Here is a 24,383-nt window from a genome sequence, read left to right as displayed (position 1 = left end):
CTATGTGACAGGATCTGGCCATGAGTGAGATGCAGAGGCCGTGCACCGGCCCCCGCCCCGACCCGAGCGCCGACGCGGCCGGGCGGCACCGCATCGCCGTCCTCGCCCTGCCCGGCGTCCCGCCCTTCGAACTCGGCATCCCCTCCCGCGTCTTCGGCAGCGTCCTGGACGCCGGCTCACGCCCGCTGTACGAGGTCACCGTCTGCACCGCCGACGGCGCCCCGGTCCTCAGCGACGCCGGGTTCACCGTGCAGCCCGCGGCCGGTCCCGAGGCCCTGGCCGCCGCGGACACCGTGATCGTCCCGCCCACGCACGCCATGCCCGAGCTGGGCCGCGGCTGCCCGCTGCCGCCCGAGGTCACCGCGGCCATCGCCGGCATCCGGCCCGGCACCCGCCTGGTGTCCATCTGCACCGGCTCCTACGTCCTGGCCGCCGCGGGCCTCCTCGACGGCCGGCCCGCCACCACCCACTGGCACCTCGCCCCCGAGTTCCGCCGCGCCTACCCCCGCGTCAAGGTCGACGAGGAGGTTCTCTTCGTCGACGACGGCGACGTCCTGACCTCCGCGGGCGTCGCCGCCGGCGTCGACCTGTGCCTGCACATGATCCGCCGCGACCACGGCGCCGCCGCCGCCAACCGCGCCGCCCGCATGTGCGTCGTCCCGCCCTGGCGGGACGGCGGCCAGGCCCAGTACATCGACCGCCCGGTGCCCGAACCCACCGTCGCCACCACCACCGCCACCCGCGCCTGGGCCCTGGAACACCTCGGCGAACCCCTCTCCCTGAACCGCCTGGCCGAACACGCCCGGATGAGCCTGCGCTCCTTCACCCGCCGCTTCCGCGACGAGGTCGGCATGACCCCCGTGCAGTGGCTCACCGCGCAACGCCTGGAACTGGCCAAGCAGTTGCTGGAGACCACCGACCTGTCCATCGACCTGGTCGCCCACCGCTGTGGCTTCGGCTCCGCCAACTCCCTGCGCGCTCACATGCGCACCGCCTTCGGTGTCTCACCCGCCTCCTACCGCCGCACCTTCCATACCGACGACCTGGTGGAAGCGGGCGTCTGAGGACACATCAGCGCGGCACATACCCGCTCCGCGGGCCGGCCGGGATCCGCCTGATCATCCGCTGCCGGTGGTCACTTCGAACTCGGCCCGCCCAAGACCGCCGAGTCAGCGCGGACGATCCCTGCCGCAGTTCCTGGTGGAGTTGCTGCGCCGCTCGAACTTCTCCCGGCGCGCCATGCGCCCCGCTGCTGATGGCAATCTTGCCCGTGTCCGTCCCCGTGTCCGGGTGCGGCCGGTGAAACCTGACCTGACTTTTCATGGGTTGCGGCACAGCCAGAAGACCTGGCTGATCGCCGACGGCCTGCCCGAGGTCGCTCAGGCCCTCCGGCTGGGGCATCGGATCCCGGACGCGATGCGCGAGGTCTACTCTCACGTCGCCCCGAGGTCGAAGTCCGCCTCCTTGAGGCTTTGCAGCGGCGCTGGGTCGAGGCGCTGACCTGCTTGCGTGAGACGCATTCCCAGGCGCTCAATGCGCATCTGGCTCTCCCTGCCGCCTGGCTCCTGCTACTCGCACTTGTGGCCCGTCACCATCGCGGTGGCGGGTCGCAGCTCTGTCCAGTGGTGGTGTCTGGGGGAGTGGGATCTCGACGTTCCCGCCAGCCGGCCTGAACCGGCACGAGCGGCCCGCGGGAACCTCCCGGAATCGACATCAACGGCGCTGCGGCCATCACGACGGTCGCGAACCGGCCTCAACGAGCGTCAACTGCTCCGCCCCGTCCGGGTTCAGGTCAGTTTAGGACGGTTGACACATCTAACCGTTCGGGTGACCGGTCTCCGCGACCCCAGATGGCCGTCTGGGCGATGCCGACCATGATCCACTCCAGTTTCGCTCCGGCTTGACCCTGTTGGCAGGCTGCCAGACCACAATGGACAGACGAATCAAGATCAACACGGCGGCACGAAAAAGCCCGCTGACCTGGACGTGTGTCCGTGGTCAGCGGGCTTCCGCTACCGGTCGGGCTGACAGGATTTGAACCTGCGACCCCTTGACCCCCAGGTCTATGTGGTGGGCCCTGACCTGCAATAACAGTGAAATCTGTCGATTCTGGAGTCGAAGCGACTTGCAGGTTTCGCACGTTGCGCCGCAGTTGTGGTCCATAACTGGTCCAGCGGTTCGCCTCCTGATGTCCTCATATGGGCGAGCGGACGACGCGGGGACTGCCGTGGCGTGCCCTACCTCAATAGGGCATCTTGGCGACTCCGAGTCCCTCCGCGCTCCACTTGTCAGCGTTACGCGCCAACGCCCTCAACTGCGCGCGCACCTCGGCGAGTTCATCAGCCACCGCAAGCTGTGCCGCAATGCTGCCGAGGGCTGCCCGGCCGGCGACGTCGGTGTGGTCAACGTTCTCGTGGAGCCATGCGAGCTCTGTCGCAGCGATCGAGCGCGGGGACTGCATGTCAGGAAAGTCGGCCATGAGTACACGGTACCGACCACCAGGACGCCGCCATGGTCAGCTTTGTGGATCACCAGTGAGTAGGCTCGAACCATGAGTGACGTCTGGCAAGTGCAGGTTGCGGCGCCGAACGAAGCTGTCGCGTTCAGGTTGGCCCGAGGTGCCGTCGAGGCCCGCCTGGCGGCAGGTGGTCAGGTAGTGGGGCCCGTAAAAAGCGTGTTCTGGCACGAGGGCGAGTTCGGTTCCGGCGAGGAATGGCAAGCAGTTCTCAAGACCACCAGCGGCCGGTACGGCGACCTGGAGCGCTTCCTGGTGGAGAACCACGAATGGACGAATCCGGAGATCACGGCAATCCCGCTTGCGGCTGGACTAGAGCCCTACCTTGCCTGGGTTGATCGGACGACGAGCCAGTAGGTCCTCGACCTCAGCCGCAGCCCGGTATGGCGCAAATCGGTCAATCACAGCGTCAAGTCGCTGTGCTGGCCGCGGTGAGGCGATGCCCGCGGACAGGTCGAGCGCACGATTGGCTACAGCAGCGGCCTGCTCGACTTCGCCGGCGTCGATGTACGCCTCGCTCAGCCAGGACAAGTAGAGTGCCTTGTCCCTTGCGTGACTGTCAGCGTACGAGGTCATGGCATTTTCCAGGACTGGAACGGCGCGCAGTGGTTTGTGCAGCTCGGTCCAGCACCGCCCGGCCATGATCTGCAACTCGGTCGGGGTGTGCGCCCAGGCCGCCCAACCCGGCCCTTGATCGGCTGCAAAAGGAAGGGTGAGGGCATTCTCCGCGAACCCGAGAAGCTCTCCGGTGCGCCGAGCGTCGCCAGCCAGGGCGTGGGTCCACGCGGCCCGCTGGTACAGCAGCGACTTCACCGCCGGATCCGCCGTTGCCCGAGCAATAGCCACTGACGCGTTGGTGGCGTCGACACCGCGTTTTCCGGTCGAGACGAGTTGATACGCCTGGTGTGCCAGCGCATTTCCCGCCAGTTCCTCATTTCGCGCGTCCCGCGCGGCGGCGTAGCTCGTGTCGTAGAGGCGAGCCGCCTTCTCGTGCCAGCCCGCGTCGAAAGCCGCCCATCCGGCTTGTTGCGCTTGTTCGGCGAACAGCTGCAGCAACTCGCGGCGGATCTCACCGGAGAAGCTCTTCGCCTTGAGAAGAGCTGCGGTGCGCTGGACTTCGGCGACATACAGTCGGTAGGTCTCTGCGCCCCCGAGATGATCGTCAAGACTGCGAAGCCTGGTCGAATTCGCCCTCAGCTCGGCTAATGCGCTGAGTCCTATTCGCGATCCGCTTACAGCGGATGGGCGACCGGCCACGGAGCTGCCGAACGTTCCGGCCGCCAAGCCAGCTCCAAGTTTGACGAACTCGCGACGCAACACAGGTGCTTCTCCGTTCTCGGGCTGGGAGGGCGAGGTCACGTCCGAGCGCGACACACCTCCGGCTTCCCAGGGTCTTGGCGCGAGGTTGAACATCTTGCCCGGGATGCGCAGCCCGTCGGCAACCCGTTCGAAGACTTCAACTCGCTGGGCCCTCACTCGACCAGCGATGTAGTCCTGCACGCGCGAGACGGTCATCTCGCATCGCCGCGCGAGATGCGACGCCGAAAAACCGACCCCTCCCCACTGCTTCGCCAGGCGCAAGACTTGGCCTAGGTCGCGGCACGCGCAAGCGTCCGCGAACTCTGGGCGCGCCAGGACGTCGGCGGTGAGCTGATCTGCAGGTCGCTGGCGTGTCACGTCTCCATCCTCCCCGGTCAAGCCCAAGAATTCGGCAGGTTACTCGCGAGTTTACCCATCATGGGTACTCATTTCGGCCTTATTTCACCCCCGCAACCAGAGGTTTTCTTGCGTCATGCGCGAGAACATCAACAGCCGCAACACCATCCAGGTCTGGCGAATCCGTGACTACGGATCAGCGAGCATCAGTACCGGAGCCCAGGCCGTCCAGCCGCGTTTCGATCACGTCGAGCCGCCGCCGCACTTGGCTGAGTTCCGCCTTCACCGACGCGAGCAACTCGGCTACGTCGCCGTTCTGAGAGAGCACCGCGGGGCCATCCTCGGCCCGCTCGCTAACGAACGAGCCCTTGCCCTGTCTGGACACGATGTGGCCGGAGGTTCGCAGAAGGCCGAGTGCTCTCTTTACGGTCTCGACTGCGACGCCGTGCTGGTCTGCAAGCTCCCGATGGGTCGGCAGCTGATCGCCAGGGGGGCGCGCGCCGGAGTCGATCTCGGACCGGATCTTGTCCGCGAGCTGCAAGTACGCCGGGCGGGGGTCATCGGCGCCGAAGGTTTGCATGCCGGTGAGTGTAGAAGCCTCGGTCCGCAAGGCGGCCGGGCGCGACCCAGCGGGTTGTCTTAGACGTCTAAGACGGCTAAGCTGTCTCTGTTCTCAGGTTTTGCGGCAGTCGCCGCGAGTTCTCATGCAACAAGAAACCCCGGTCGGTGCTGGAACACCGGCCGGGGCGCACATCGCAACCCTTGGAGAAACGATGCAGGTAGAGCGTACGCGCAAGTACCGGGTGAAGACGATCGCCACCGGACTCGACGTCTCGGTGGCCACCATCTACAGGGCCGTGGAGTCGGGCGCGCTGCGCGCCATCCGAATCGGCGTCGGCAAGGGCGCCATTCGCATCGAGGGCGCCGCCGTCGAGGAGTACCTGGCCAACTGCGAGTCCGCCGCCGTGACGCGCGGCGACACCGTCGACGACTCCGCCGGATCGTCGGAGTTCGCCACGGGGGGTGCGGCCTGATGCGCACGTTCGGCGCCGTCGTGGTAGCGGCAGTTCTGATTCTGATCGGGGTCACGTTGAGCAACGTGGACCTCGGCGTGGCTGTGGTCTGGCCGTGGTTCGTGGTCGCGGGTGTGGTGGCCGCGCTGTCGGGTGTGGTCGAGCAGGTGAACTCCGGTACCGGGAAGCTCGCGACGGTGGCCGGCGGCCTGGTGGGCCTGTCGGTGTGGTTCCTGGGCTGGGTGCCCGAGGCGACGCCGGGCTACGAGCTGTGGCCGTGGGGCCTGATTCTGGGTGGCCCAGTGCTGGCGGTGGTGCTGGCGCTGGCGGCGCACAAGCACGGCGGCACGCGGGGGCTGATCGGCCGCTGGTCGCGGCGTGCCCGCCGCAACGGCGGGGTGGCCAGCCGCTGGCAGATCTGGCGGGTGGCCTCGAAGCGGGCGATGCGGCGCAAGGCGAAGGTGCTCAAGCCGTCGTTGCGGCGGCTGATGTGGTGGTCGCGTCGGCGGGTGCCGGTGACCGAGTACGCGACGGCGATCGCGAAGGTGGGTCACCAGCGGATCTGGTCGCCGTGTGAAGACGTGACGCTGCGGTTCGGCGGCCCGCGCTCGGGTAAGACCGGGGAGCTGGCGTGCCGGATCTTGGACGCGCCGGGCGCGGTGATCGCCACCTCGACCCGGACGGACCTGATCAGCTTGACCTCGGAGTTGCGCGAGGCGAAGGCCGGGCCGACGTTCGTGTTCAACTCGTCCGGGCTGGGCAAGCTGCCCTCGACGATCACGTTCGATCCGCTGACCGGGTGCACGGATCCGGTGACCGCGACGCACCGGGCGGGCGATCTGCTCGCCGGTGAGGGTGGAAGCGACGAGCGGGAGCACTGGGTGGCGCAGGCCCGCCGGGTGCTGGCGACCTTGTTGCACGCCGCGGCGCTGGCCGAGCTGGACATGGCCGAGGTCGCCGAGTGGGTGGCGGATCCGGAGGGTTCGGCGGATGAGGTGCTGCGGCTGCTGCGCCGTTCGCCGGAGCCGAGTTTCGCGACCGCGGCCCAGCAGTTCTTCACCACGAACGACCGCACCCGGTCCTCGATCACCACGACGATCATGCCCGCGCTGGGGTGGCTGACCGATCCGACGGCGAAGGCCGCCGCGCACCGCGGCAGCTTCGATGTGGCCGAGCTGCTGGAGTCCCGGGCGACGGTGTACATGCTGGGGGCGCAGGAGGGGCACACCGCTCCGTTGGTGGCGGCGTTGACCGCGCACCTGGCGCGGGAGGCCCGCCGGATCGCGAACGAGTCCCCGGGCGGCCGGTTGGACCCGGCGCTGACGCTGGTGCTCGACGAGGCGGCGCTGATCTGCCCGGTTCCGCTGGATGACTGGACCGCGGACATGGGCGGCCGCAACGTCACGATCCACATTGGTGCGCAGTCGCGGGCGCAGCTGCGCGCGCGGTGGGGCGACACCGGCTGCGACGCGATCATGACGAACTCGGCGACGGTGCTGATCCTGGCCGGTGCCCGCGCCTCCGATGATCTGCAGGCGTACTCGCTGCTCACGTCGGACCGGCACGAGCTGGTCGAGTCCGAGGACGCCGGCGGGCGGATCACGGGGCGGACGCCGCAGCGGGTGCCGGTGCTCTCGCCGGGGCAGATCGCGCAGTTGCCGGAGCTGCACGCGGTGATCGTGCGCCGGGGGATGCCCGCCGCGGTGGGCAAGCTGCAGATGGCCTGGAAGCGCGGCGACGTCAAGGCCCTGGAGCGCCGCGAGCGCTGGGAGGACCTGGCCGACGTGTGGTCGACGCGCTGGGCGCGCTGGGTCGAGCTGCGGGAGAACGCCGCGTTCCGGTTCGGCGCGGTCATGGACGCCGCCGGAGTGCGCGTGGAGCAGTGGATGCAGCGCTACCAAGAGTGGACGGCCCGCCGGCGTGCCGAGCGCACCGCAGCGGTGTCGGAGCAGGCCGAGCCGGGGCAGGGCGTGGTGCTGGGCACGACGGTTCGCCTCGATCAGACCCCGCTGAAGGTGCTCGAAGCCGAGGTCGACGACCAGTTGTCGCGGCTGAACCACCGCAATGGCGACGACGCGCCGGGCGGTGACCGGTGATGCGGATCAAGATTCCCGCTCTGCTGCCCTGCGGCGCCGCCGAGGTGTCGGTGCGGTACAGCCCGTGCGAGCCGTTCGCGATCACGCTGCGGTTCCCGCGCAAGGCCGGTGGACAGAACTGGGTGCTCTCCCGCGAACTGCTCGCCGACGGCCTGCGCACCGGTACCGCCGGTGTCGGTGACGTGCGGGTAAACGCCCGCGGCGAGCTGGCCTGGCTGGATTTGTCCACACCGGACGGCGAGGGGTGGGCGGTGTTCCGCCGCGCCGACCTGACCTCGGTGGTCGAGCTGAGCCACGTCGTGGTCCGGCCCGGCACCGAGTCCCGGTTCCTGAACTGGGCCGACACCGCCGAGTTCCCGGGGGTGGCGCTGTGAACCCCACGACGAACTCCCGGCCGCGGGTGTGGCTGGTCGCGGACCTGTGCCCCGGCACGGCGGTTCCGGCCGACCGGCCGCCGGTGCGCGACGACCTGATGCGCCGCTGGTGCCCCGGCACGGACGGCCAGTACCACACTGCCGACGGCCGCCACCACGCCCAGTGGGCCGAACTCCGGGCCCGGTTCGACCTGGTGGAGGTGCCCCGATGAGCACCGAGAACAACAACGCCCCGCAGCACGCGGGATGCGCGAGCGCGGGCGCGGTGGCCGGCCTGGCCCGCGAGGTCGAGGGCCTGCGGATGGCACTGGAGGCGGTTGCCCCGCTGCCGGAGCAGGTCAAGCGTCTGCACGACGAGGTCGCGCCGCTGCCCGAGCAGGTGACCAAGCTCGCCCGCGTGGTGCAAACGCTGGCAGAACACGTGAATCCGGAGCAGGAGACCCGCACGAGTCCGCTGTCCTGGCTGAACCTGGCCGACGGCGACGACGTCGACGGCCCGGGCAACGCGCAGGAAGTGCTGTCCGAGCTGTCGGTGTGGCTGGTGCGGGTGTTCCTGCGCTACCCAGACGGCGCCGCGGTGTTGACGGAGTGCTGGTGGTGGCACCCCGACGTGGTCGAGGAACTGCTGTGCCTGATGCGTTCCTGGCTCGCGTCCTATGTGGACAAGGACGCGACGACGGCGCGGGCGGCGGACTGGCACGACCGCTACCGCCCCGGTGTGGTCAAGCGGATCAAGGCGTCGACGGCGAACTGCTCGCTGGAGCAGCACCAGGTCGGTGGTGAGCTGCACCGGCCTGGCCCGGGGGTTCCGTCCGGGCAGGCGCTGGCGGCGATCGCCGCGTGGTGGGGCGCCGACCGCACCACTGCCGCGCCGGAGCCGGATGAGGACGTGATCGCCGAGGCCCGCGCCGCCGAGGCCGCGCGTCGTCGTGCGGGTGGTGGTCGGCGATGACTCCGATGATCCGTCCGCGTTCGCATGAGGAGTACCTGCGCATGTTGGCCTGGGACGCGGTGACCGAGTTCGAGCGGCTGCGCGCCGAGGGCATGGACGAGGCCGCCGCGCACCGGCAGGCCGCCGGATCGTTGTCGGTCACCAATGACGCGCTGGCCCGCTACGCCCGCCGTCGCGGTGAGGGCTGGGACGTCGAGATGGCTCGCGACCACGCCGCGGGTGAGGCCGCCTATGTGCTGGCGCGGGATTTGAGCGAGCACGGCATCGAGGTGCCTCGCCGGCCGGAGTGGGATCGGCCCGCCCCGGTCGCGCGCCCGGATTTCGATCGGGACGCGCCGGTGAACGAGATCGTGCGCGAGGCCCTGGACTACGTCGAGGACTTGGTCGCGGTCGGGGTGGAGCGCGACGAGGCCTATCACGCGTTGCGCGCGGCCCCGGTGGCCCAGTCGGTGGTGGACGAGTACGACGGCGCACTGATGGCGGGCCTGACCTTCGAGCAAGCCCGCGAGCAGGTGATCGACAGCCTGCACGTGCCCGCCGAGTTCGCAGTTGACGACGTTACCTCGGCGCCCCCGCCCCGGAACGAGCGAACCGCGCACATCCTGCGTGACCTCGTGTTCGAACAGCAGATGGACCAGCTCGGGACGAGCCCGGGCGAGTTCGACCAGATCATCCGTGACGACCTCGGTCGCGGCGAGTCGCTCGCCGTGACCGGACTGCAGGAGCAGGCGATGACCCAGGACGCTCAGATGGACCTGACCGACGCGATCCGCCGCGTAGCCGAGGACCTCCGCGAGGAAGCCCCGGAGCGCGAGTGGTCCGATGTGGACGCGATCGGTAGCACGGTCGAAGAAGTGACCATGGAAGACGTTGAGGTGGCCGTCGACGACGACGTGCTGCGGGCCGCCTACGAGCGCGTGCTCGGCGCCGACCGCAGCGAACTCGCCGCCCAGCTGGGTATCGAGCCGGACGAGTTGCCCACGCCGATCGCCGAGCGCTACGACGACTCCGCTGACGCGCGGGACCCCTGGAGCGACGGCCCGGCACCGCTGCACGACCAGGTTGCCGAGTGCGGCCTGGCCGTGGACGAGGCCGAGGACGCGGTGCAGTCCGCCGCCGACACCGACGAGGAGGTGGAGCGGTCGGAGCGCTGCGCCCGCTGGAACGCCGAGGACGAGGCCGCCGAGCTGGCCGACGACGACGGCGAGGGGTGGGAGCTGCGGTGAGCGAGGATTTGGTAGCCGCCGCGCAGCGGGAGGAAGGCCGCACGTTCGGCGAGTACGAGCAGGTTGGCCTGGGCACTCTCGCGGCCTATGAGGCGTGGCAGGCCGAGGGCCTGAGCCCGCGCGAGATCGCCGCGCGGATGACCCGGGCGTCGCGGGTCGGATCGGAAACCGTGGGCTGGTACCAGCTGCTGACCCAGGCCGGTGTCCCGGTGACCGAGGCCGGGCGGGTTGCGGCCGAAACCGCCGCGGCCCGGACGGTGCGGGTGCAGGTGGGCGCCCCGGAGCAGGCCGAAGCGGTGTGTGATCGGTTCGACGCGCTGGTCGAGCAGGTCGCCGCCGGTCGTGATGCGGGTTCGGCGATCGCGGATTTTCGCGAATCCCTGGTGGGCTGGCGCGGTGACGGCCCCGAGGGCCCGTTCGGTCGTGCGGCGTTGGTCACCTTCGACGACGGCACCGTCATGCCCGACGGGGTCGAGTTGGCCGGCCTGCGGGAAACCGGAGCCCGGCACAGCATCGTGGCCGCACAGGTTGATGCCGGAATCGACACATACCTCGCCGCGCGCGACGAGGGTGCGGATCAGCAGGCGGCGCTGAATCAGGTCACCGGTGTTCCTGGTGTGCGCGACGTGGTCGCCCGGTTCGCCCGCAGCGTCGAGGATCGCGAGGCGGACCCGGTACGGGCCCGGCACTACGCCGTGGCCGACGTGGTCGCCGAAGCCGCGCTGGGCCAGTTTGTGTCCCTGCGCAACCAGGGTGTCGACGTCGACACTGCCGTGGCGACGGCGGCGGGCGGTAATCCGGTGGCGCTGCACGCTATTTCGGGGCTGGTGCAGCGCACCCGCGACGGCTTGCCGGAGGAGGTCGCCGACGCCGACGCCAGCGCCGCCGCGGCGACAGCCGCCGTCGAGGGCGAGAACTACGTCGGTCCGGATGGGCTCTACGACGGACTGCTCAGGTTCGACGATGTCGACGAGGCAACGAGAACCGCGATGGCCGAGGAAGCCGAGCGCAACCTCGGATGGCTGACTCGCCACGGCATGGACCCCGGCACCGCGAACCGGCTATCGGCGGTCGATTCGGCCAGCCGTGTGGCGCGGACCTTGCGCCACAACGAAACCCAGGTCCTGCGTGCCATACAGGACGCAATCGACGGCGTCGACGCACCGTGGCGCCACCTCGCCGACGACGACAACGCGCCAGCGGACCGGGTCGACGACAACCAGCTGCAGCTCGGGGAGCAGGTCGCCGAGTGCGGGCAGGCGGTTGACGCCGCCGAGCAGGCCGTGCAGCGCGGCGAGAACACCGAGGACGAGGCCGCACGGTCCGAGCAGATCAGCGAGTGCGGGCAGGCCGTGAGCGACGCCGAGCACGCCGTGTGTGAGGCCGAGGCCGCCAGGGAGGACAACGACCGCGCCGAGCGCGTCGCGCGCTGGAACGCCGAGGACGAGGCCGCCGAGCACACCGACGACACCGCCGAAGGGTGGGAGCAGCAGTGAGCACTCCGGATAGCTCCGAGATCGACCAGGTACGGGCGGCGGTGGCCTCGCTGGCCGAGGGAGAGATCACCGACGAGGATCTCGCTCGCGTGGGGGTCACACCGGAGCAGTACGACCAGTTGGTCGACTACGAGATGGAGCTCGACGCCGAGGAGCACCACGCCCAGAGGAATGCTGAGGTTGCCGCCGCTGCGGCGGCGATGAGCGTCCAGGACGCCCAGGTAATCATCCGTCGCGGCGAGGACATCGGTGACCACCTCTCGGGTTGCAACCTCAGCGTTGAGCACTGCGCGACCTGCATGGCCGAAGAGGCCGACTCCGCGGGGTACTTCTGGAGCACGGAGCTTCCGGCCGCGCGTCAGCGCCTTGCCGAGGCAGGCGTGCCCGCCCCGCCGACGTCCGAGAATGCCGCACGCCAGAACCACCACCAAGGCCAGCCCGTGCTTGGAGCGGGGGTGGCCAGCTTGTTGTCCGGCGCGGTGGCCCTGGCGCAGTCCGCGGTGACCTCCCGTCCGGTCCAAGAAGCGGTGGCGATGACGGGATCAAACGCCTTGTCCCGCCGGGTCGAGGACGCGGCGGCTGCGGCGCAGGCAGCAGCCGATCGCATCGACCCCGCGCTGCTCGACCGAATCGACGGCGTGCTTGCCGATGAGGCTGCGGCGTCACTGGCCCAGCAGGTCACCGACTGCGGCCAGGCAGTCGATGCCGCCGATGGCGCGGTGCGCCACAGCGAGACCAGCCGGGAGGACGCCGAGCGGGCCGAGCAGATTGCCCGCTGGCAGGCCGATGACCGCGCCATCGAATGGGGCGACGCCACCGCCGAGTTGTGGGAGCAGCCATGAGCAAGTCCGAGTCGAAGCCGGGCGCGTGGTCGTCGGCGGGGTTGTGGCTGCCGGGTCTGATCGTGGCGATCAGCGCCGCGGTGGCCACGGCGCACGGTTTGTACGAGGTGGTGCGGGTGTCGGGTGTGCCGGGCAGCGTGGCTTGGACGTACCCGCTGATCACTGACGGGCTGGCGATCGTGGCCTACGCGGCCACCTCGCGGTTGACGAAGGGCCGCGGTTACGCGTGGGCGGTGGTGATCCTGGCCGCGGGGTTGTCGGGGCTGGCGCAGGCGATGTACTTCGTCGGCGACTTCACCACCGCCGTGCCAGCGGGGGCGACCGCTTCGGCTGGGGTGGGTAATCCGCCGCCGGATGTGCTGCGGTTCGGGGTGGGGGCGTGGCCGGCGATCGCGGCGGCGATCGTGGCGCACCTGTTGTTCATGCTCAGCTCTGAGCGTCCGTCCGCCCGGAAGCCGTCCACCGCCCTGAGCGACACGGCAGGTTCGCCGCTGAACTTCGCCGCCGGGCGCGCGGCCGGAGTGTCGCCGGAGTCGACCGTCCAGGCGGAGGCTGTTCAGTCCAGCTCGCTGGCGCGTCCTGGTGTCCAGTCGTCGCGTGTCCAGCCCGAGTCCGTCCAGCCGAAGCCGTTGGACGCCACTCCCGCATCGAGCACCGCTGAACGTCCAGTTGCTTCGGTGTCGCCCGTTCAGCCCGAGCAGCCGCCGATCGTCGAGCCGGAGCCCGGGAAGCCGGATCGTCCAGCGCCGTCGCCGAAGCGGGATCGCGCGCTGCGCGAAGCCCGCAAGTACCAGGCCCTCGTCGGTTGTCTCCCGACGGTCGACCAACTCGCCGAGACCGCCGACGTGTCCCGAGGCACAGCCGGAACCGTGCTCAAGGAACTCCGAGAGCAACCGACTCACCTCCACGTCATCACCGATATCAGCACCACCAAGGCCAACTCATGATCAACCAAGTCGCCACCACCTCACCACCAGCAAGTAAGCGACCCAGCAAGCCCTCAACAACTATCAGCCACCACGTAAGTAGTCACTCACCACAAACCAAGAACAGAGCACACCTATGCATCACGATCTGTTGGGCCGGTGCGCCCTGGCGGGCGCCCGGTTTCGCGACCGCCGTTGTTGATCTTCAGAATCGCGAGTTGATCTTGGTTGGGGGTGCTGGGTGCTGACGATTTCGAATGGTTACTCGGTCAAGTACCTGACCGATGAGGTCGCGAAGGGCCGGGAGAACTACTACACGTCGGCGGTGGCGGCCGGGGAGCCGCCGGGCCGCTGGTACGGCTCCGGCGCGGCGAAACTCGGCCTCACGGGGCTGGTCGACGAGCAGGAGATGACCGCGGTCTACGAGTTCTTCGTGGACCCGCGCGATGAGGTGTTCAGTGATCCAGCGCGGTGGGGCGAGGCGTCCACTCTCGGGCATGCGGGCCGGAAGTATCCAACGGCGGACGAGTTGTACGCCGCCGCGTTGGACGCCGAGCCGGGGGCGACGGCTGAACGCCGCGAGCAGTTGCGGTTGGACGCGAACAAGTCCGCGCGGAAGAACGTGCCCTTTTTGGACGCCACGTTCAGCGTCCAGAAGTCGGTCACGGTGTTGCATACGGCGTTCGAGGCGCAGCAGGTGAAGGCTGAACGGACGGCTGGATACGCGTCGGACGCGCTCGCCGCCGCAGTGGCGGCGGGCGCATCGGCGGCCGAGTTGGCCGAGCTGACCCGCCAGCGCGACGACGCGACCGCGGCGGCGGAGTCGTGGCGGGCGCACCGGGACGCGGTGGAGGACGCGATCTGGGCCGGGAACCGCGCGGCGCTGGACTACCTGGCCGAGCACGCCGGCTATTCGAGGGTGGGGCACCACGGCGGCGCCGCCGGGCGGTTCATCGACGCCCACGACTTCGTCGTCGCCTCGTTTTTCCAGCACGATTCGCGGAACCACGACCCGCAGCTGCACATCCACAACGCGATTCTCAACCGCGTGCAGGGCACGGACGGGAAGTGGCGCACCCTCGACGGCCGCGCCCTGTATTTGCACCGGGGCGCCGCCGCCGCGGTCGGCGAGCGCACCACCGAGGAGCACCTCGCGCGGGCGCTGGGGGTGCGGTTCGCCGCGCGCCCGGACGGCAAGGCCCGTGAGGTCGTGGGGATCGACCAGCGGGTGATGGACCTGTTCAGCTCGCGGCGGCGCGCGATCAGCAAGCGCACCGCGACGATGGTCGAGCAGTTCGAGGCGAAGTTCGGCCGCGAGCCGAACTCGCTGGAACTGGACCGCCTGCAGCGCCAAGCCACCCTGGCTACGCGGAAGGCGAAGTCGCATGACGGCGAGACCGCCGAGGCCCGGCTGGAGCGCTGGGACCGGCAGTTGCGCGCCGAGGTCGCCGACGGCTTGGCCGGGGTCGCCCGGCAGGTGCTGGACCTGCCGCACGAGTCGCGTCCTGCGGCGGCGTGGTCACCGGCCGAGGTGCTCAAGACCGCGCTCGCGGACGTGCAGTCCACGAAAGCCGGGTGGACCGCGCCGGATCTGACCCGGGCGATCAGCGACGCCCTGCCCGATCAGCTCGGTGATCTCACCGGCGCCCAGATCGCCGAGCTACTGGACACGCTCACGGCCGAGGGCGTGAAGCTGGCGACCCCGCTGGGCACCGACCGCCCCGGCACCGCCGAACTGCCGGACGAGCTGAAGCTGGCCAACGGCCAGTCCGTCTACGAGGCGCCGGGCCGCAAGCTGTATGCGACCCCGGAGCATGTGCACACCGAGCGCGCCTTGGCCACTGCGACCGCCCGCCGCGGCGCGCCCGCGCTGGAGGTGTCCACCGTGGACGAGTTCGTCTCGGCTCTGGCGGATCAGGGTGTGGTGCTGGGCGCGGATCAGGCCGCCGCGGTGCGCGGCGTGCTGGCCTCGGGCGCGGCCGTGGAGAGCTTGGTTGGCCCGGCCGGAACCGGGAAGTCCTTTGTGGTCGGCGCCCTGGCCAAGGCGTGGCAGGACCCCGGATTGTGGAACGGCAAGCAGTTCCAGGTGGTCGGTTTGGCGGCGAGCCAGGTCGCCACCGACGTGCTCGCCGGGGAGGGCTTGACCGCGCGCAACATCACCCGCTGGCTGGGTGCGCAGGCCAAGCTCGCCGAGGGCTCCACTCACCCCGACCACGTCGAGTGGCAGTTGAACCCCGGTGATCTGGTGGTGGTCGACGAGTCGGCAATGGCCAACACCGCCGATCTCGCCTCGATCCACTACCACGTGGAGCGGGCGGGGGCGAAGCTGCTGCTGACCGGTGATCACCGCCAGCTCGCCGCGGTCGGCGCCGGGGGCGGCATGGACCTGATGGCCACCGCCGGTGGCAGCTACGAGCTGACCGAGGTCCGCCGCTTCGCCGCGGAGTGGGAACGCGGCGCGTCGCTGCGACTGCGCGAGGGCGACGAGACGGTGCTGGGCGAGTACCACAAGCACGGCCGGATCGTGGATGCCGGTACCCGCGAGCAGGCCGAAGCCGCGGCCGGGCGGGCGTGGCTGGCCGACACCCTGGCCGGGTGGCATTCGATCCTGATCGTGGACACCAACGAGCAGTCCGCGCACTTGTGCGCGGAGCTGCGCAACGAACTCGTGCGCCTGGGCAAGGTCACCGAGACCGGTGTTCCGCTCGGGATGCAGGGCACTTACGCCGGGGTCGGTGACCTGGTGCAGGCGCGCAGGAACCAGTGGAACCTGTTCGGTGTGGACGGCAACTGCGAGGTGCCGATCAACCGCAAGCAGTACCGGGTGCTCGACACCCGCGACGACGGCGGCCTGATCGCGGCGCGCGTGTTGGGCCGTGAGGATGGGGTCGGCGAGATCCTGGGGGAGCGGATCACGCTGCCCGGCTCGTACGTGTCCGAGCATGTCGCACTGGGCTACGCCTCCACTGTCCACAGTGCACAGGGTTTGACGGTGGACACTTCGCACTCGGTGGTCACCGAAGCCACCGGCCAGGAAGCCCTCTACGTGGGGCTCACGCGCGGCCGGTACGGCAACACCGCGCACGTCACCACTCTGGCCGTTCCGGCGGACGCGCCGGACGGGGCGGCGCTGGAGGCGGTCAAGCGCACCCCGTCCGCGGTGCTGGCGCAGGCGTTCGACGGTGCCGGGCCGCAGCGTTCGGCACTGCAGGAAGCGACCGAGGCCGCCGCGGAGACCGAGGCGATCCGCACCCCGGCCGAATTGCTCGCCGACGCCACCGAGCTGGCCACCGCGGGCAGGACAGCGCGGTGGCTGGATGAGCTGGCCGAGGACGGCAAGCTCACCGACAACCAACGGGCGCGACTGGCGGCCGAGGATGGCGGCACCACGCTGGCGCGGCTGCTGCGCCGCGTGGAGCTGGCGGGGCATGCGGCGAAGCGGGTGCTGCACGACGCGGTCACGTCCCGCCCGCTGGCCGGGGCACGACAGTTGACCAACGTGCTGCACCACCGCATCACCGGCGCCGTCACCTTGGACCCGGTCGGCGATTCCTACGCGGACTGGCTGCCGCAGGTGGAGGACCCGCAGTGGGCGGCCTATCTGCGGTCGCTGGCCGACACCGCCGACACCCGCCGCCACGACCTGGGCAGCCAGCTCGCCGCGCAGCCGCAGCAGTGGGCGCTCGAAGCGTTCGGCCCGGTGCCCGAGCAGGCCGACCAGCGCGACGCCTGGATCGAGCAGGCGGGCGCGGTGGCGGCGCACCGGGAGCTGACCGGGCACGACGACGCCGCGAGCGCGCTCGGCCCGGCCCCGAAGGCGGGGCAGGTGGAGGCGTACGCGTCGTGGCGCTCGGCGTGGCGGGCGCTGGGGCGGCCGGAGTCCGGCCGCGACGAGCTGGAAATGTCGGACGGACAGCTGCTGGTGCGGATGCGGGCGTGGGAGAGGGAGAAGGCGTGGGGCCCGGAGTTCGTCGGCAACGAACTCGCCGGAACCCACCAGGCCGCCGACGCCCGCCGTCGCGACGCCGCGCTGCGCCGAGCGGAGGCCGATGCCGCTGAGGACGAGTCCGAGCGGGAGCGGCTGCTGCGGGAAGCCGCCGAGGCCGACGCGCTCGCCGACGTCCTGGAGCAGCGAGTCGGCGAGCTGGAAGGCGTGGACGAGGCGCGGGCGCTGTGGTACGCCCACACCGCCGAAACCCGCGCCGCCGCCGACCGGGCCAGCGCCGAGATTTCTGCCCGCAACCTCGACACCGACCCCGCTCCGCTGGTGACCGCGGCCGAGTGGCTGCAGGCCCACCACGAGCACTTGGCCGCCGAGGACCCGCACCGCGAGGTCACCGCCGAGCACGACCTGACCGACGAGGTCGAGCGGCGGGGTGACGACCTCACGACCACGGTCGACGGCGACGACGTCGGCGAGCTGGTTGAAACCGGGGTGGCCGACATCCGCGAGGCCGCTGCGGCCGAGGACCCGGTGACCGAGTCCGACGAGGTCCGGGTGCCCTCAGCGGAAGAGACCGCGGCCACCATCGACCAGGCCCAGCGGGCACTGCGCGAGATCGCCGCCCGGCAGGCGCTGGAGGATCAGCGCGCCGACGAGGAAGCCCAGGCCGCCGAGCTGCACCGGCGGCACACGGTCGACGCCGGGGAGGCGGCCGTGGTGGCCGACGACGACGCGGCGGTGGCCTCGCGATGAACCGGTCAGCTCTGGGTGTGGGCGTGCACGTCGAGCGGCGGCTTGCCGCTGCGGTGCCACGCCCAGCCCAGGGTGCCCACGATCGCCTCCAGCCAGCCCGGCCGCTCGGCCAGCCACGGCGCGACCGGCCGGCGCCAGTACAGGCGCTCGGCCGCGAGGTACTCGGCTTCGATGGTTTCCTCGTGCGCCAGACCGAAACGACGGGTGATCGGCGCGTCAGCGAGCCGGGGCCGCTGATCGGTACGCCGTACCGTCGCGCAGGCCAGCCACCGGCAGGTCTGGGCGATGCCGAAGTACCGCCAGTTTGTCGGTTCGCGATCGAGCGCGCGCTCGGCGGCGAGCCACAGTTCCGCGAACTCGACCACCGGCACACGCACATTCCGCTTGGGAATGTGGTCGAAGTCGCGCCCGGTCAGCTCCATACCCCTGATGGTGACACGCGGGACCGACAAAACCGCTGCCCGAACGGGCGCGTCACCGGAAAAGACAACCCGGCCTCCGGCCGGGACACGGCGCCACCCTCCGGGCGGCACAGCCCTCTCTTTACGCGCTTTCCGTAGGTACTCACCCCGTCCGCCGCCGCCGAGTCCGGTTACCACGACGCCACCTCCCAGTCCAGGAGTGAACCCGGCTTCGCCGGCCGCGCAAGCGCGGTCCTGGACTGCGAGCCTCCGGCGCCGCGGTCGCCCTCGCCCGCGGGCAGGCACCGGAAAAGCACCGGCGCAGCCCGCAGGCCCCAGGGGCCACGGACCCAAAGACAAACCGCCGAGGGAGACCGAGATGACCAAGCGCCAGGCCACCGCGCAGGACCTGATCGACCAGCTGAACAGTATGGGTGAGCGGATCGAGAAGGCCGCGATCGCCGAGGTCCGCAAGTACCTGGGTCAGCGCCTGGCCGGGATGGCCACCGGCAGCTCGCAGGCGGACAAGGAGATCAGCGACTGCCTGCGGGAGTCCGAACTGGACCTCGAAATCACCGACGACTTCCGGGCCGGGCTGGCGTTCGCCGCCGAACTGGTCGCCAATCCCCGCTTCGACTACTGAGCCCCACCCGGTGCCGCCCAGACTCCCGTGCTGGGCGGCACTGGGTGGTTCCACCGCGCAACCCCAATCCAGGAAGGACATTCCGATGGCACAGGGCAAAGCGAAGAAGACCCAGGTTCAGAAGAACGCCGAGCGTTGCAAGATGAGCGAGGCCGAGTACACCCGCGTCCACGGCCAGGCCACGGCTGACAAGAACCGCGGCAAGCGCACCGAACCCGCCGCCGTGGCGAAACTGCGCACCTGGGGCGACTGCGAAGGCCAGACCGGCCTGTTCCCCGCGCCCGAGCAGACCGGCGGCACCCACTGATGCCCGCAGGTGATGACCGCTGGTTCGAGCGGGAACAGCAAACCCGCAACGCGGAAGCGCTGGCGAAGATGCTCGCTGCCGCCGACGCGGCGGAAATCCCGCCGATGCGCTGGACCGTCAACGCCGCTGCCGGGTCCGCCCTGTACGGCGAAATCGACTGGCCGTTCGACCCCGACCCCCAGGCCACTTTCGACGCCTGGGTGCGATTCCTCGGCCTGCGCATCCACAACAAGGACAGCAACCGCGCGAGCGGTCCGTGCCCCACCCAGCCCGGCCTCGCCGTCGGCATCTACAAGCCCGACCACCGCTACTGACCGACTACAAAGGACAAACCGCCATGACCGAACAGACCGACTCCATGAAGCACGCGGCCTTCTTTGCCGCCCTGTCCATGCACTTCAACGCCCACCCGCACCTGCCCGGACTGGCCACGGTCGCCTGGTGCGAGACGTTGCATGTCCCCAGCGGGCTCGCCGAAGCCCTCGACTGGGCACATACCCTTGGCGGCTCGATCACCGCGTCCATTGGCACTCTCTCCAGCACCGAGACCGCCGTGCACATCAACGGCACCATCGCCGGACACCGTGTCGAGGTCTTCGCCGTCGACAGGGACCGGCTGCACGAACTGCTCCCGCCCGACGAAGGTCAGCCCCGCCACCAGCGCACTCGCTCGATCACGCTGGCCGAACTCGAAACCTATCTCGCCGACACCGCCGCACCGGCCACCGAGACGGCGCAGGACCAGCACGACGATCCGGGGAACGACACGCCGCCAGCCGAGGAAGACGCGCACTCGGAGAAACTCGAGCAGCAGTTCACCCACGCGCTCGGCGACATGTTCCGCGGTGCACTCCTGTTGGAGATCTCCTCCTCCGACGCCTACGGCGCGCTCAAGTACAAGGTGCTCCAACGCTGCCAGGCCACCGGCGAAACCCCCGAGCAGGTCCTGGACAGCATCAGCTACGCCGACCGCACCTTCGCCGCCGAAGCCAACGACCCCGCGGCCTTCCTCGCCAGCCGCGTCACCACCGACTGAACGGGCGCCCCGATGTTCGCGACAGTCGATGCGCTCAGCGGTGACGTGTTTGTGGAGGAGAGCGGGAATCTGCTCGAGTCCGCAACGGCGGTGTTTGACCAGGGCGACCGGCAGTACCGGTACTTGCTCACGCGCTCGTGGGGACCGGGTCCGGTGGTCCTGTTCATCATGCTCAACCCGAGCACCGCTGACGCCTTCACTGACGACCCGACGGTGACCCGCTGCCTGCGCCCCGCCCGTCGGCTCGGCTTCGGCGCGCTCGCGGTGGTGAACCTGTTCGCGCTCCGTGCCACCGACCCCGCGGCGCTGGCGACGCACCCGGAGCCGGTTGGTCCGCTCAACGACGCGGTCATCACCGGCATCGCGGCGGAAGCCGACCAGCTCATCGCGGCGTGGGGTGCGCACCCCCAGGCCGCCGTGCGAGCGCAGGTGGTGACCGACCTGCTCAACGCCCGCCGGAGTCAGTTGGCGTGCCTCGGTCTCACCAAACGCGGCCAGCCCCGGCACCCGCTGTACCTGCGAGCCGACAGCCCGCTGCAGCCGTTCCCGCCGCACAGCACATGTGCCCGTCCTGCCCGGCAACCAGCGAAGAGGAGGTGAGACCGATGGCCTGCACGCACTGGAACTTCTACGTCGTCTGCGGAATCGCGACCTGCCTCGGGTGCGGCCACCAATGGCACTTCTGACCGCCGAAGCCTACGCAACCCCGACCACGAAGGAGATCGTCCCGTGAGGATTCGCGTCGAGGGCACCGAAACCGAGGTTGCCGCCGCCGTCGAGAAGATCGCGACCGTGCTGGAAGTCCAGGAAACCAGCCGGTTCTACGCCAACCGCGGCGCCAGCGCCCTGGGCCGGGTCTACCTGACCGTCGCCCCGCCGGCGCCGGGTTCCCCGGTGCGAGCCGAGGCCGAGCGCGCTGACACGAAGCGGGCACTGCCCGCCGCCGACCGTAAGGAGATCCGGTGACCGAGACCTACCAAGGCTGGTGGGACGTCCCGGCCCATCTGCTGACCAAGACCGCGCTGGGCGAGCTGGAGTTCCCCCGCACCTGCGAGGGCCGGAAGCCGGACGCGTTCGTCGAGGCACGCGATTGGCGGGACCGCAAGGCCCTGTTCGCGCTGTTCGACGTCCGAGAGTGCCCTCCCACCGCCGCCAGTGCGGCCCAGCTGGACACCGCGCAGCGGCGCCGGGTCAAGACCCGGGCCTGCCAGGACTGCGGCGCACGCTGCCAGCAGCCACTCACCACCGTCGGCGAGCACCCGGTACCGGCGCGGTTGTGCCCAGCCTGCCGCCACATCGCCTTGCTGCGCCGCGAGCAAACCCGCTTCGCCGAGCATCGGGCGCGGATCGCGGCCGACGTTGCTGCCGTGCTCACCGGCCCACCGGCCGTGCTACTGCAACTGGACCTGCACGAACCTCCCCGCACCGAACGCGGCAGCCGGCGACCGGTCACGGCCGCCCGGATCCAGGTGGCCGACCTCGACGGCACCACGCTGCTGGACCTCACGCTGCGCCTGGTCGGCCCCCGCGCGAAGTGGGTGCCCGACGGGGCGATCGACAAGGCCGAAGGCCTGCCTCGGGTGCGAGAGGCGATCGCCGGGAAACGGCTCGTGGTCTGGTCCGCCGACGAGGTGATCGAGCTGTGCAAGCTCGACCCGGACTGCGAGCACCCCTCCCCGCGGTTCGACGTCGCGTGGGCCTGGCCGTGCACCCGCGACTGCGATCCCGAGTGGCTGACCGCTACGCGGGCGAAGGCGTCGACCGTCGAAGTGCGGCGCGTCGCAGCCGAGTGGCGCGGCGAGGTCGATCCCCAGACCCGTCTCCTGGTGCGCAGCCTGCCGCCCGGCACCCCCGACCGGCTCGCACTGCTTATTCACCGCATCGCCACCACCGACCCGGCCGACAAAGAGGCTCGCTGATGTTTACCGAATCCGCCAGGGCGGTAACGATTGGCTCGCTGTTCTCCGGATACGGCGGCCTCTGTGAGCTCGCTGCAGCCCCAATCCTCAACGGCCGAGTGGTGTGGCACTGTGACAACGACCCCGCGGCCGCCGCCGTACTCGCTCACCACTGGCCATCCACGCCGAACCTCGGCGACATCACCCGCGTCGGACTGACCTACACCGACGACGAGTGGGACGCGCTGAAGCGCCGCTCCCGCGAGGACGACAGCGTGAAGCTGCCCACCCCAGCCTGGTCGATGGTCGAGCCTGTGCAGGTGCTGACCATCGGCTTTCCCTGCACCGATGTCTCTTTGGCCGGCGGCCTCGCCGGACTCACCCCAGACACCCGGTCCGGGCTGTGGAACTACGCGGTCACCGCGATTGGCCAACTCCGCCCCAGCCTGGTGCTGATCGAGAACGTGAGAGGACTCTGCAGTGCCGAAGCCCATAGCGACCTGGAACTCTGCCCGTGGTGTGTGGGAGACCGGCCGGATAGCCCTGCTCTGCGGGCACTCGGAGCTGTACTCGGCGACCTGGCCGACCTCGGGTATGACGCGGTCTGGTGTGGCCTACGAGCTTCCGACGTGGGCGCCCCCCACGAACGCTTCCGCATCTTTGTTGCCGCAGTTGCTCGGGACGCCGAGGTGCGCGGACGGGATCACCGGTGCGCTGCGCCCGAATCCGGATCCGGGGAAGTCGCGCCTGGAGGACCAACTCGCGGTCCTGCTGCTGAAGACGCCGACCGCGCAGCTGGCGGTGAACGGTGGCTCGCAGCACCCGGACAAGCGCAAGGCTGGCGGTCACGGGCCGACACTGGCAGACGAGGTCGAGCACCTGCTGCCCACGCCCGCGGCGCGGGACTGGAAATCGGGGGCCTCGAACATCATGGACCGGAACTCCCGGCCGTTGAACGAGGTCGTGGTGAACCGGCTGCTGCCCACACCGACGGTGTCGAACGCGAACGGCGGCAACAAGGTCAACAACCAGAGCACGAAACTCCTCCCGGGAGTGGTAGCGGAGCTGACTGGGGCGCCTACGGCCCCGCCATTCATCAATGGGAACGCGTCCTCGAACGTTCCGCCCCCGACCCCACCGTGTCCGGAGCCCGCGGCGGACGTGTCCTGAACCCGGCCTTCTGCGAGTGGATGATGGGCCTGCCGGCGGGCTGGATCACGGCCGTACCCGGGCTGTCCCGCGCTGACCAGCTTCGGCGCGCCGGCGACGGCGTTGTCCCCCAGCAGGCCGCGGCAGCCTTCTGCTACCTGTTGCCACTCACGAGCTGGCTCGGCGGCTACTCGCTCGCTTCCATCTCCTGAGGCAGCCCTGACTGGGACGGCGGTCGTAGAAGCTGGTCGACTTCGTCGATCGCGGCCGGGTTTGGGAAGTGGAACTTGCCGTGCTCGGAGGCGCCGTCCATGGTCAGGGTGACAAACTCGAACTGGCTTCCCGGGAAGAGCTGTTCGACGTCTTTTTTCCGCCCTCGCTGGACCTTGTCGGCTTTCTGCTGGTCGGCGACCTTGTACTTCGGGTTGACCACGAAGACGCTCAGCAGCCGGTTGCCGATCCAGCCGTCAGCCCGGAAGTTGGCGTCGGCGAGCGGGTGGACACGGACGTCGAGGCCTTTCTCGCGGAGCGCAGTGGCGGTGTACATGTCACGCATGAAGCCGTAGTAGGCGTTCCCGATCCGCCAGTCCAGTGATCCTTTCGCGAGGTACTGTGCCCGGTTCTCGGGGTTCTTCCATGTGGGGCGTTCCGCGCTGATCCGCTTCAGCTCCTGCTCGAAGATCTCGGCTTCGCGGGCAAGGCGATCGTCGCCGAACATCGCCTTGCCCTCATCGGTCCCGTAGGCGAACTGGTCGAACTCGCTCCAGAGTGGTGGTCGGTCGAGGTCTTCCATCAGCAGGTGGAAGAGGTGCACGAACGCGAAATCTGGCTCCCAGTTCTCGGCCAGTTCGATGTGCTCGATCTCCTTCTTCTTGAGGTTCCCGAGTGGGTGCGTGTGGTTCTCCTTGATCCACTCAAAGGTGGCGACCGAGCAGTCGTAGATCGCCTTAGTGGTGTGATTGCGCATGGTGGAGACCACCCCGTGCGCGATCCGCTGAGGGTTGTTCTCCCAGTCGTGGTACACCTTCTGTGCCTGCGGCGTGACCAGGAAGGTGTCACGGACCTCGTCTGCGCTGGTTTCCATCGCCCACTGCCCCCCCTGCCGTGTGAATCATGCGCCGGGCACCGTAGCGCAGAGCACCGACAGACCGTGGGTG

At 69.9% G+C, this 24,383-nt stretch carries 25 protein-coding genes; 20 read left to right on the top strand and 5 right to left on the bottom strand.

The features are described 5' to 3' along the window. Positions 1 to 20: 20 nt before the first annotated feature. Positions 21 to 1,064, top strand: a complete 1,044-nt coding sequence (locus tag YIM_RS28765; protein ID WP_370468895.1) for a GlxA family transcriptional regulator — start codon at positions 21 to 23, stop codon at positions 1,062 to 1,064. A gap of 1,178 nt (positions 1,065 to 2,242) precedes the next feature. Here the strand turns inward: YIM_RS28765 and YIM_RS28760 are convergent. After that, a complete protein-coding gene (locus YIM_RS28760) occupies positions 2,243 to 2,479 on the bottom strand; it encodes a hypothetical protein (protein WP_153033306.1) in 237 nt (78 codons plus the stop codon). Positions 2,480 to 2,551: 72 nt separating this feature from the next. Between YIM_RS28760 and cutA the strand changes: the two genes are divergently transcribed. Further along, a complete protein-coding gene (gene cutA / locus YIM_RS28755) occupies positions 2,552 to 2,872 on the top strand; it encodes a divalent-cation tolerance protein CutA (RefSeq protein WP_153033305.1) in 321 nt (106 codons plus the stop codon). On the opposite strand, the gene YIM_RS28750 is transcribed toward cutA, so the two are convergent. Then, on the bottom strand, positions 2,828 to 4,015 hold the full coding sequence (locus YIM_RS28750) for an XRE family transcriptional regulator (RefSeq protein ID WP_153033304.1): 1,188 nt from the start codon (positions 4,013 to 4,015) through the stop codon (positions 2,828 to 2,830). The two genes, cutA and YIM_RS28750, sit on opposite strands and share 45 nt — an antisense overlap. Before the next feature lie 352 nt (positions 4,016 to 4,367). Beyond that, on the bottom strand, positions 4,368 to 4,751 hold the full coding sequence (locus YIM_RS28745) for a GntR family transcriptional regulator (RefSeq protein ID WP_153033303.1): 384 nt from the start codon (positions 4,749 to 4,751) through the stop codon (positions 4,368 to 4,370). A 193-nt stretch (positions 4,752 to 4,944) separates the two neighbouring features. Here YIM_RS28745 and YIM_RS28740 point away from each other — a divergent pair, with 193 nt between their 5' ends. The 10 genes from YIM_RS28740 to mobF all read left to right on the top strand — a co-directional run bounded on the left by YIM_RS28740 (position 4,945) and on the right by mobF (position 17,792). Then, positions 4,945 to 5,205, top strand: a complete 261-nt coding sequence (locus YIM_RS28740; RefSeq protein ID WP_153033302.1) for a helix-turn-helix domain-containing protein — start codon at positions 4,945 to 4,947, stop codon at positions 5,203 to 5,205. After that, complete coding sequence (locus YIM_RS28735; protein ID WP_153033301.1) at positions 5,205 to 7,280, top strand: type IV secretory system conjugative DNA transfer family protein; 2,076 nt, start codon at positions 5,205 to 5,207, stop codon at positions 7,278 to 7,280. The genes YIM_RS28740 and YIM_RS28735 overlap by 1 nt, the downstream gene beginning before the upstream one ends. Next, complete coding sequence (locus YIM_RS28730; RefSeq protein WP_153033300.1) at positions 7,280 to 7,654, top strand: SsgA family sporulation/cell division regulator; 375 nt, start codon at positions 7,280 to 7,282, stop codon at positions 7,652 to 7,654. Before YIM_RS28735 ends, YIM_RS28730 begins: the two co-directional genes overlap by 1 nt. After that, the gene (locus tag YIM_RS28725; RefSeq protein ID WP_153033299.1) at positions 7,651 to 7,866 is read left to right on the top strand and encodes a hypothetical protein; all 216 of its coding nucleotides are present in this window, start codon (positions 7,651 to 7,653) and stop codon (positions 7,864 to 7,866) included. The genes YIM_RS28730 and YIM_RS28725 overlap by 4 nt, the downstream gene beginning before the upstream one ends. Beyond that, positions 7,863 to 8,606: a hypothetical protein gene (locus YIM_RS28720; RefSeq protein WP_153033298.1), complete on the top strand. Its 744-nt coding sequence runs from the start codon at positions 7,863 to 7,865 to the stop codon at positions 8,604 to 8,606. Before YIM_RS28725 ends, YIM_RS28720 begins: the two co-directional genes overlap by 4 nt. Continuing rightward, the gene (locus YIM_RS28715; protein WP_153033297.1) at positions 8,603 to 9,832 is read left to right on the top strand and encodes a hypothetical protein; all 1,230 of its coding nucleotides are present in this window, start codon (positions 8,603 to 8,605) and stop codon (positions 9,830 to 9,832) included. The genes YIM_RS28720 and YIM_RS28715 overlap by 4 nt, the downstream gene beginning before the upstream one ends. Then, the gene (locus tag YIM_RS28710) at positions 9,829 to 11,328 is read left to right on the top strand and encodes a hypothetical protein (RefSeq protein ID WP_153033296.1); all 1,500 of its coding nucleotides are present in this window, start codon (positions 9,829 to 9,831) and stop codon (positions 11,326 to 11,328) included. The genes YIM_RS28715 and YIM_RS28710 overlap by 4 nt, the downstream gene beginning before the upstream one ends. Next, complete coding sequence (locus YIM_RS28705) at positions 11,325 to 12,170, top strand: hypothetical protein (RefSeq protein ID WP_153033295.1); 846 nt, start codon at positions 11,325 to 11,327, stop codon at positions 12,168 to 12,170. The genes YIM_RS28710 and YIM_RS28705 overlap by 4 nt, the downstream gene beginning before the upstream one ends. After that, complete coding sequence (locus YIM_RS28700) at positions 12,167 to 13,117, top strand: hypothetical protein (RefSeq protein WP_153033294.1); 951 nt, start codon at positions 12,167 to 12,169, stop codon at positions 13,115 to 13,117. Before YIM_RS28705 ends, YIM_RS28700 begins: the two co-directional genes overlap by 4 nt. A gap of 220 nt (positions 13,118 to 13,337) precedes the next feature. Continuing rightward, the gene (gene mobF / locus YIM_RS28695) at positions 13,338 to 17,792 is read left to right on the top strand and encodes a MobF family relaxase (protein ID WP_153033293.1); all 4,455 of its coding nucleotides are present in this window, start codon (positions 13,338 to 13,340) and stop codon (positions 17,790 to 17,792) included. A 5-nt stretch (positions 17,793 to 17,797) separates the two neighbouring features. Here the strand turns inward: mobF and YIM_RS28690 are convergent, their stop codons facing one another. After that, positions 17,798 to 18,214, bottom strand: a complete 417-nt coding sequence (locus YIM_RS28690; protein ID WP_153033292.1) for a hypothetical protein — start codon at positions 18,212 to 18,214, stop codon at positions 17,798 to 17,800. Between the two features lie 358 nt (positions 18,215 to 18,572). Here YIM_RS28690 and YIM_RS28685 point away from each other — a divergent pair, with 358 nt between their 5' ends. The 8 genes from YIM_RS28685 (at position 18,573) to YIM_RS28650 (ending at position 23,438) form a co-directional block, all read left to right on the top strand. Continuing rightward, a complete protein-coding gene (locus YIM_RS28685) occupies positions 18,573 to 18,836 on the top strand; it encodes a hypothetical protein (protein WP_153033291.1) in 264 nt (87 codons plus the stop codon). An 85-nt stretch (positions 18,837 to 18,921) separates the two neighbouring features. Then, positions 18,922 to 19,143: a hypothetical protein gene (locus tag YIM_RS28680; RefSeq protein WP_153033290.1), complete on the top strand. Its 222-nt coding sequence runs from the start codon at positions 18,922 to 18,924 to the stop codon at positions 19,141 to 19,143. Then, on the top strand, positions 19,143 to 19,457 hold the full coding sequence (locus YIM_RS28675; protein ID WP_153033289.1) for a hypothetical protein: 315 nt from the start codon (positions 19,143 to 19,145) through the stop codon (positions 19,455 to 19,457). Before YIM_RS28680 ends, YIM_RS28675 begins: the two co-directional genes overlap by 1 nt. 23 nt (positions 19,458 to 19,480) lie before the next feature. After that, positions 19,481 to 20,179 carry a hypothetical protein gene (locus YIM_RS28670; protein WP_153033288.1) on the top strand — a complete coding sequence of 233 codons (699 nt, stop codon included), beginning with the start codon at positions 19,481 to 19,483 and terminating at the stop codon, positions 20,177 to 20,179. Positions 20,180 to 20,191: 12 nt separating this feature from the next. Then, positions 20,192 to 20,779, top strand: a complete 588-nt coding sequence (locus YIM_RS28665; RefSeq protein ID WP_153033287.1) for a DUF1643 domain-containing protein — start codon at positions 20,192 to 20,194, stop codon at positions 20,777 to 20,779. 129 nt (positions 20,780 to 20,908) lie between these two features. Then, positions 20,909 to 21,145: a hypothetical protein gene (locus YIM_RS28660; RefSeq protein WP_153033286.1), complete on the top strand. Its 237-nt coding sequence runs from the start codon at positions 20,909 to 20,911 to the stop codon at positions 21,143 to 21,145. After that, on the top strand, positions 21,142 to 22,098 hold the full coding sequence (locus tag YIM_RS28655) for a hypothetical protein (protein WP_153033285.1): 957 nt from the start codon (positions 21,142 to 21,144) through the stop codon (positions 22,096 to 22,098). The genes YIM_RS28660 and YIM_RS28655 overlap by 4 nt, the downstream gene beginning before the upstream one ends. Then, on the top strand, positions 22,098 to 23,438 hold the full coding sequence (locus tag YIM_RS28650; protein WP_153033284.1) for a DNA cytosine methyltransferase: 1,341 nt from the start codon (positions 22,098 to 22,100) through the stop codon (positions 23,436 to 23,438). The genes YIM_RS28655 and YIM_RS28650 overlap by 1 nt, the downstream gene beginning before the upstream one ends. Here YIM_RS28650 and YIM_RS28645 read toward each other — a convergent pair. Next, positions 23,414 to 24,310 (bottom strand): hypothetical protein, encoded by an 897-nt coding sequence (locus YIM_RS28645; protein WP_153033283.1) that lies wholly within the window; start codon positions 24,308 to 24,310, stop codon positions 23,414 to 23,416. The two genes, YIM_RS28650 and YIM_RS28645, sit on opposite strands and share 25 nt — an antisense overlap. Positions 24,311 to 24,383: the final 73 nt, after the last annotated feature.

The sequence above is a fragment of the Amycolatopsis sp. YIM 10 genome (assembly GCF_009429145.1).
Classification (GTDB): Bacteria; Actinomycetota; Actinomycetes; order Mycobacteriales; family Pseudonocardiaceae; genus Amycolatopsis.
This window is presented reverse-complemented; position numbering and strand designations above follow the sequence as displayed.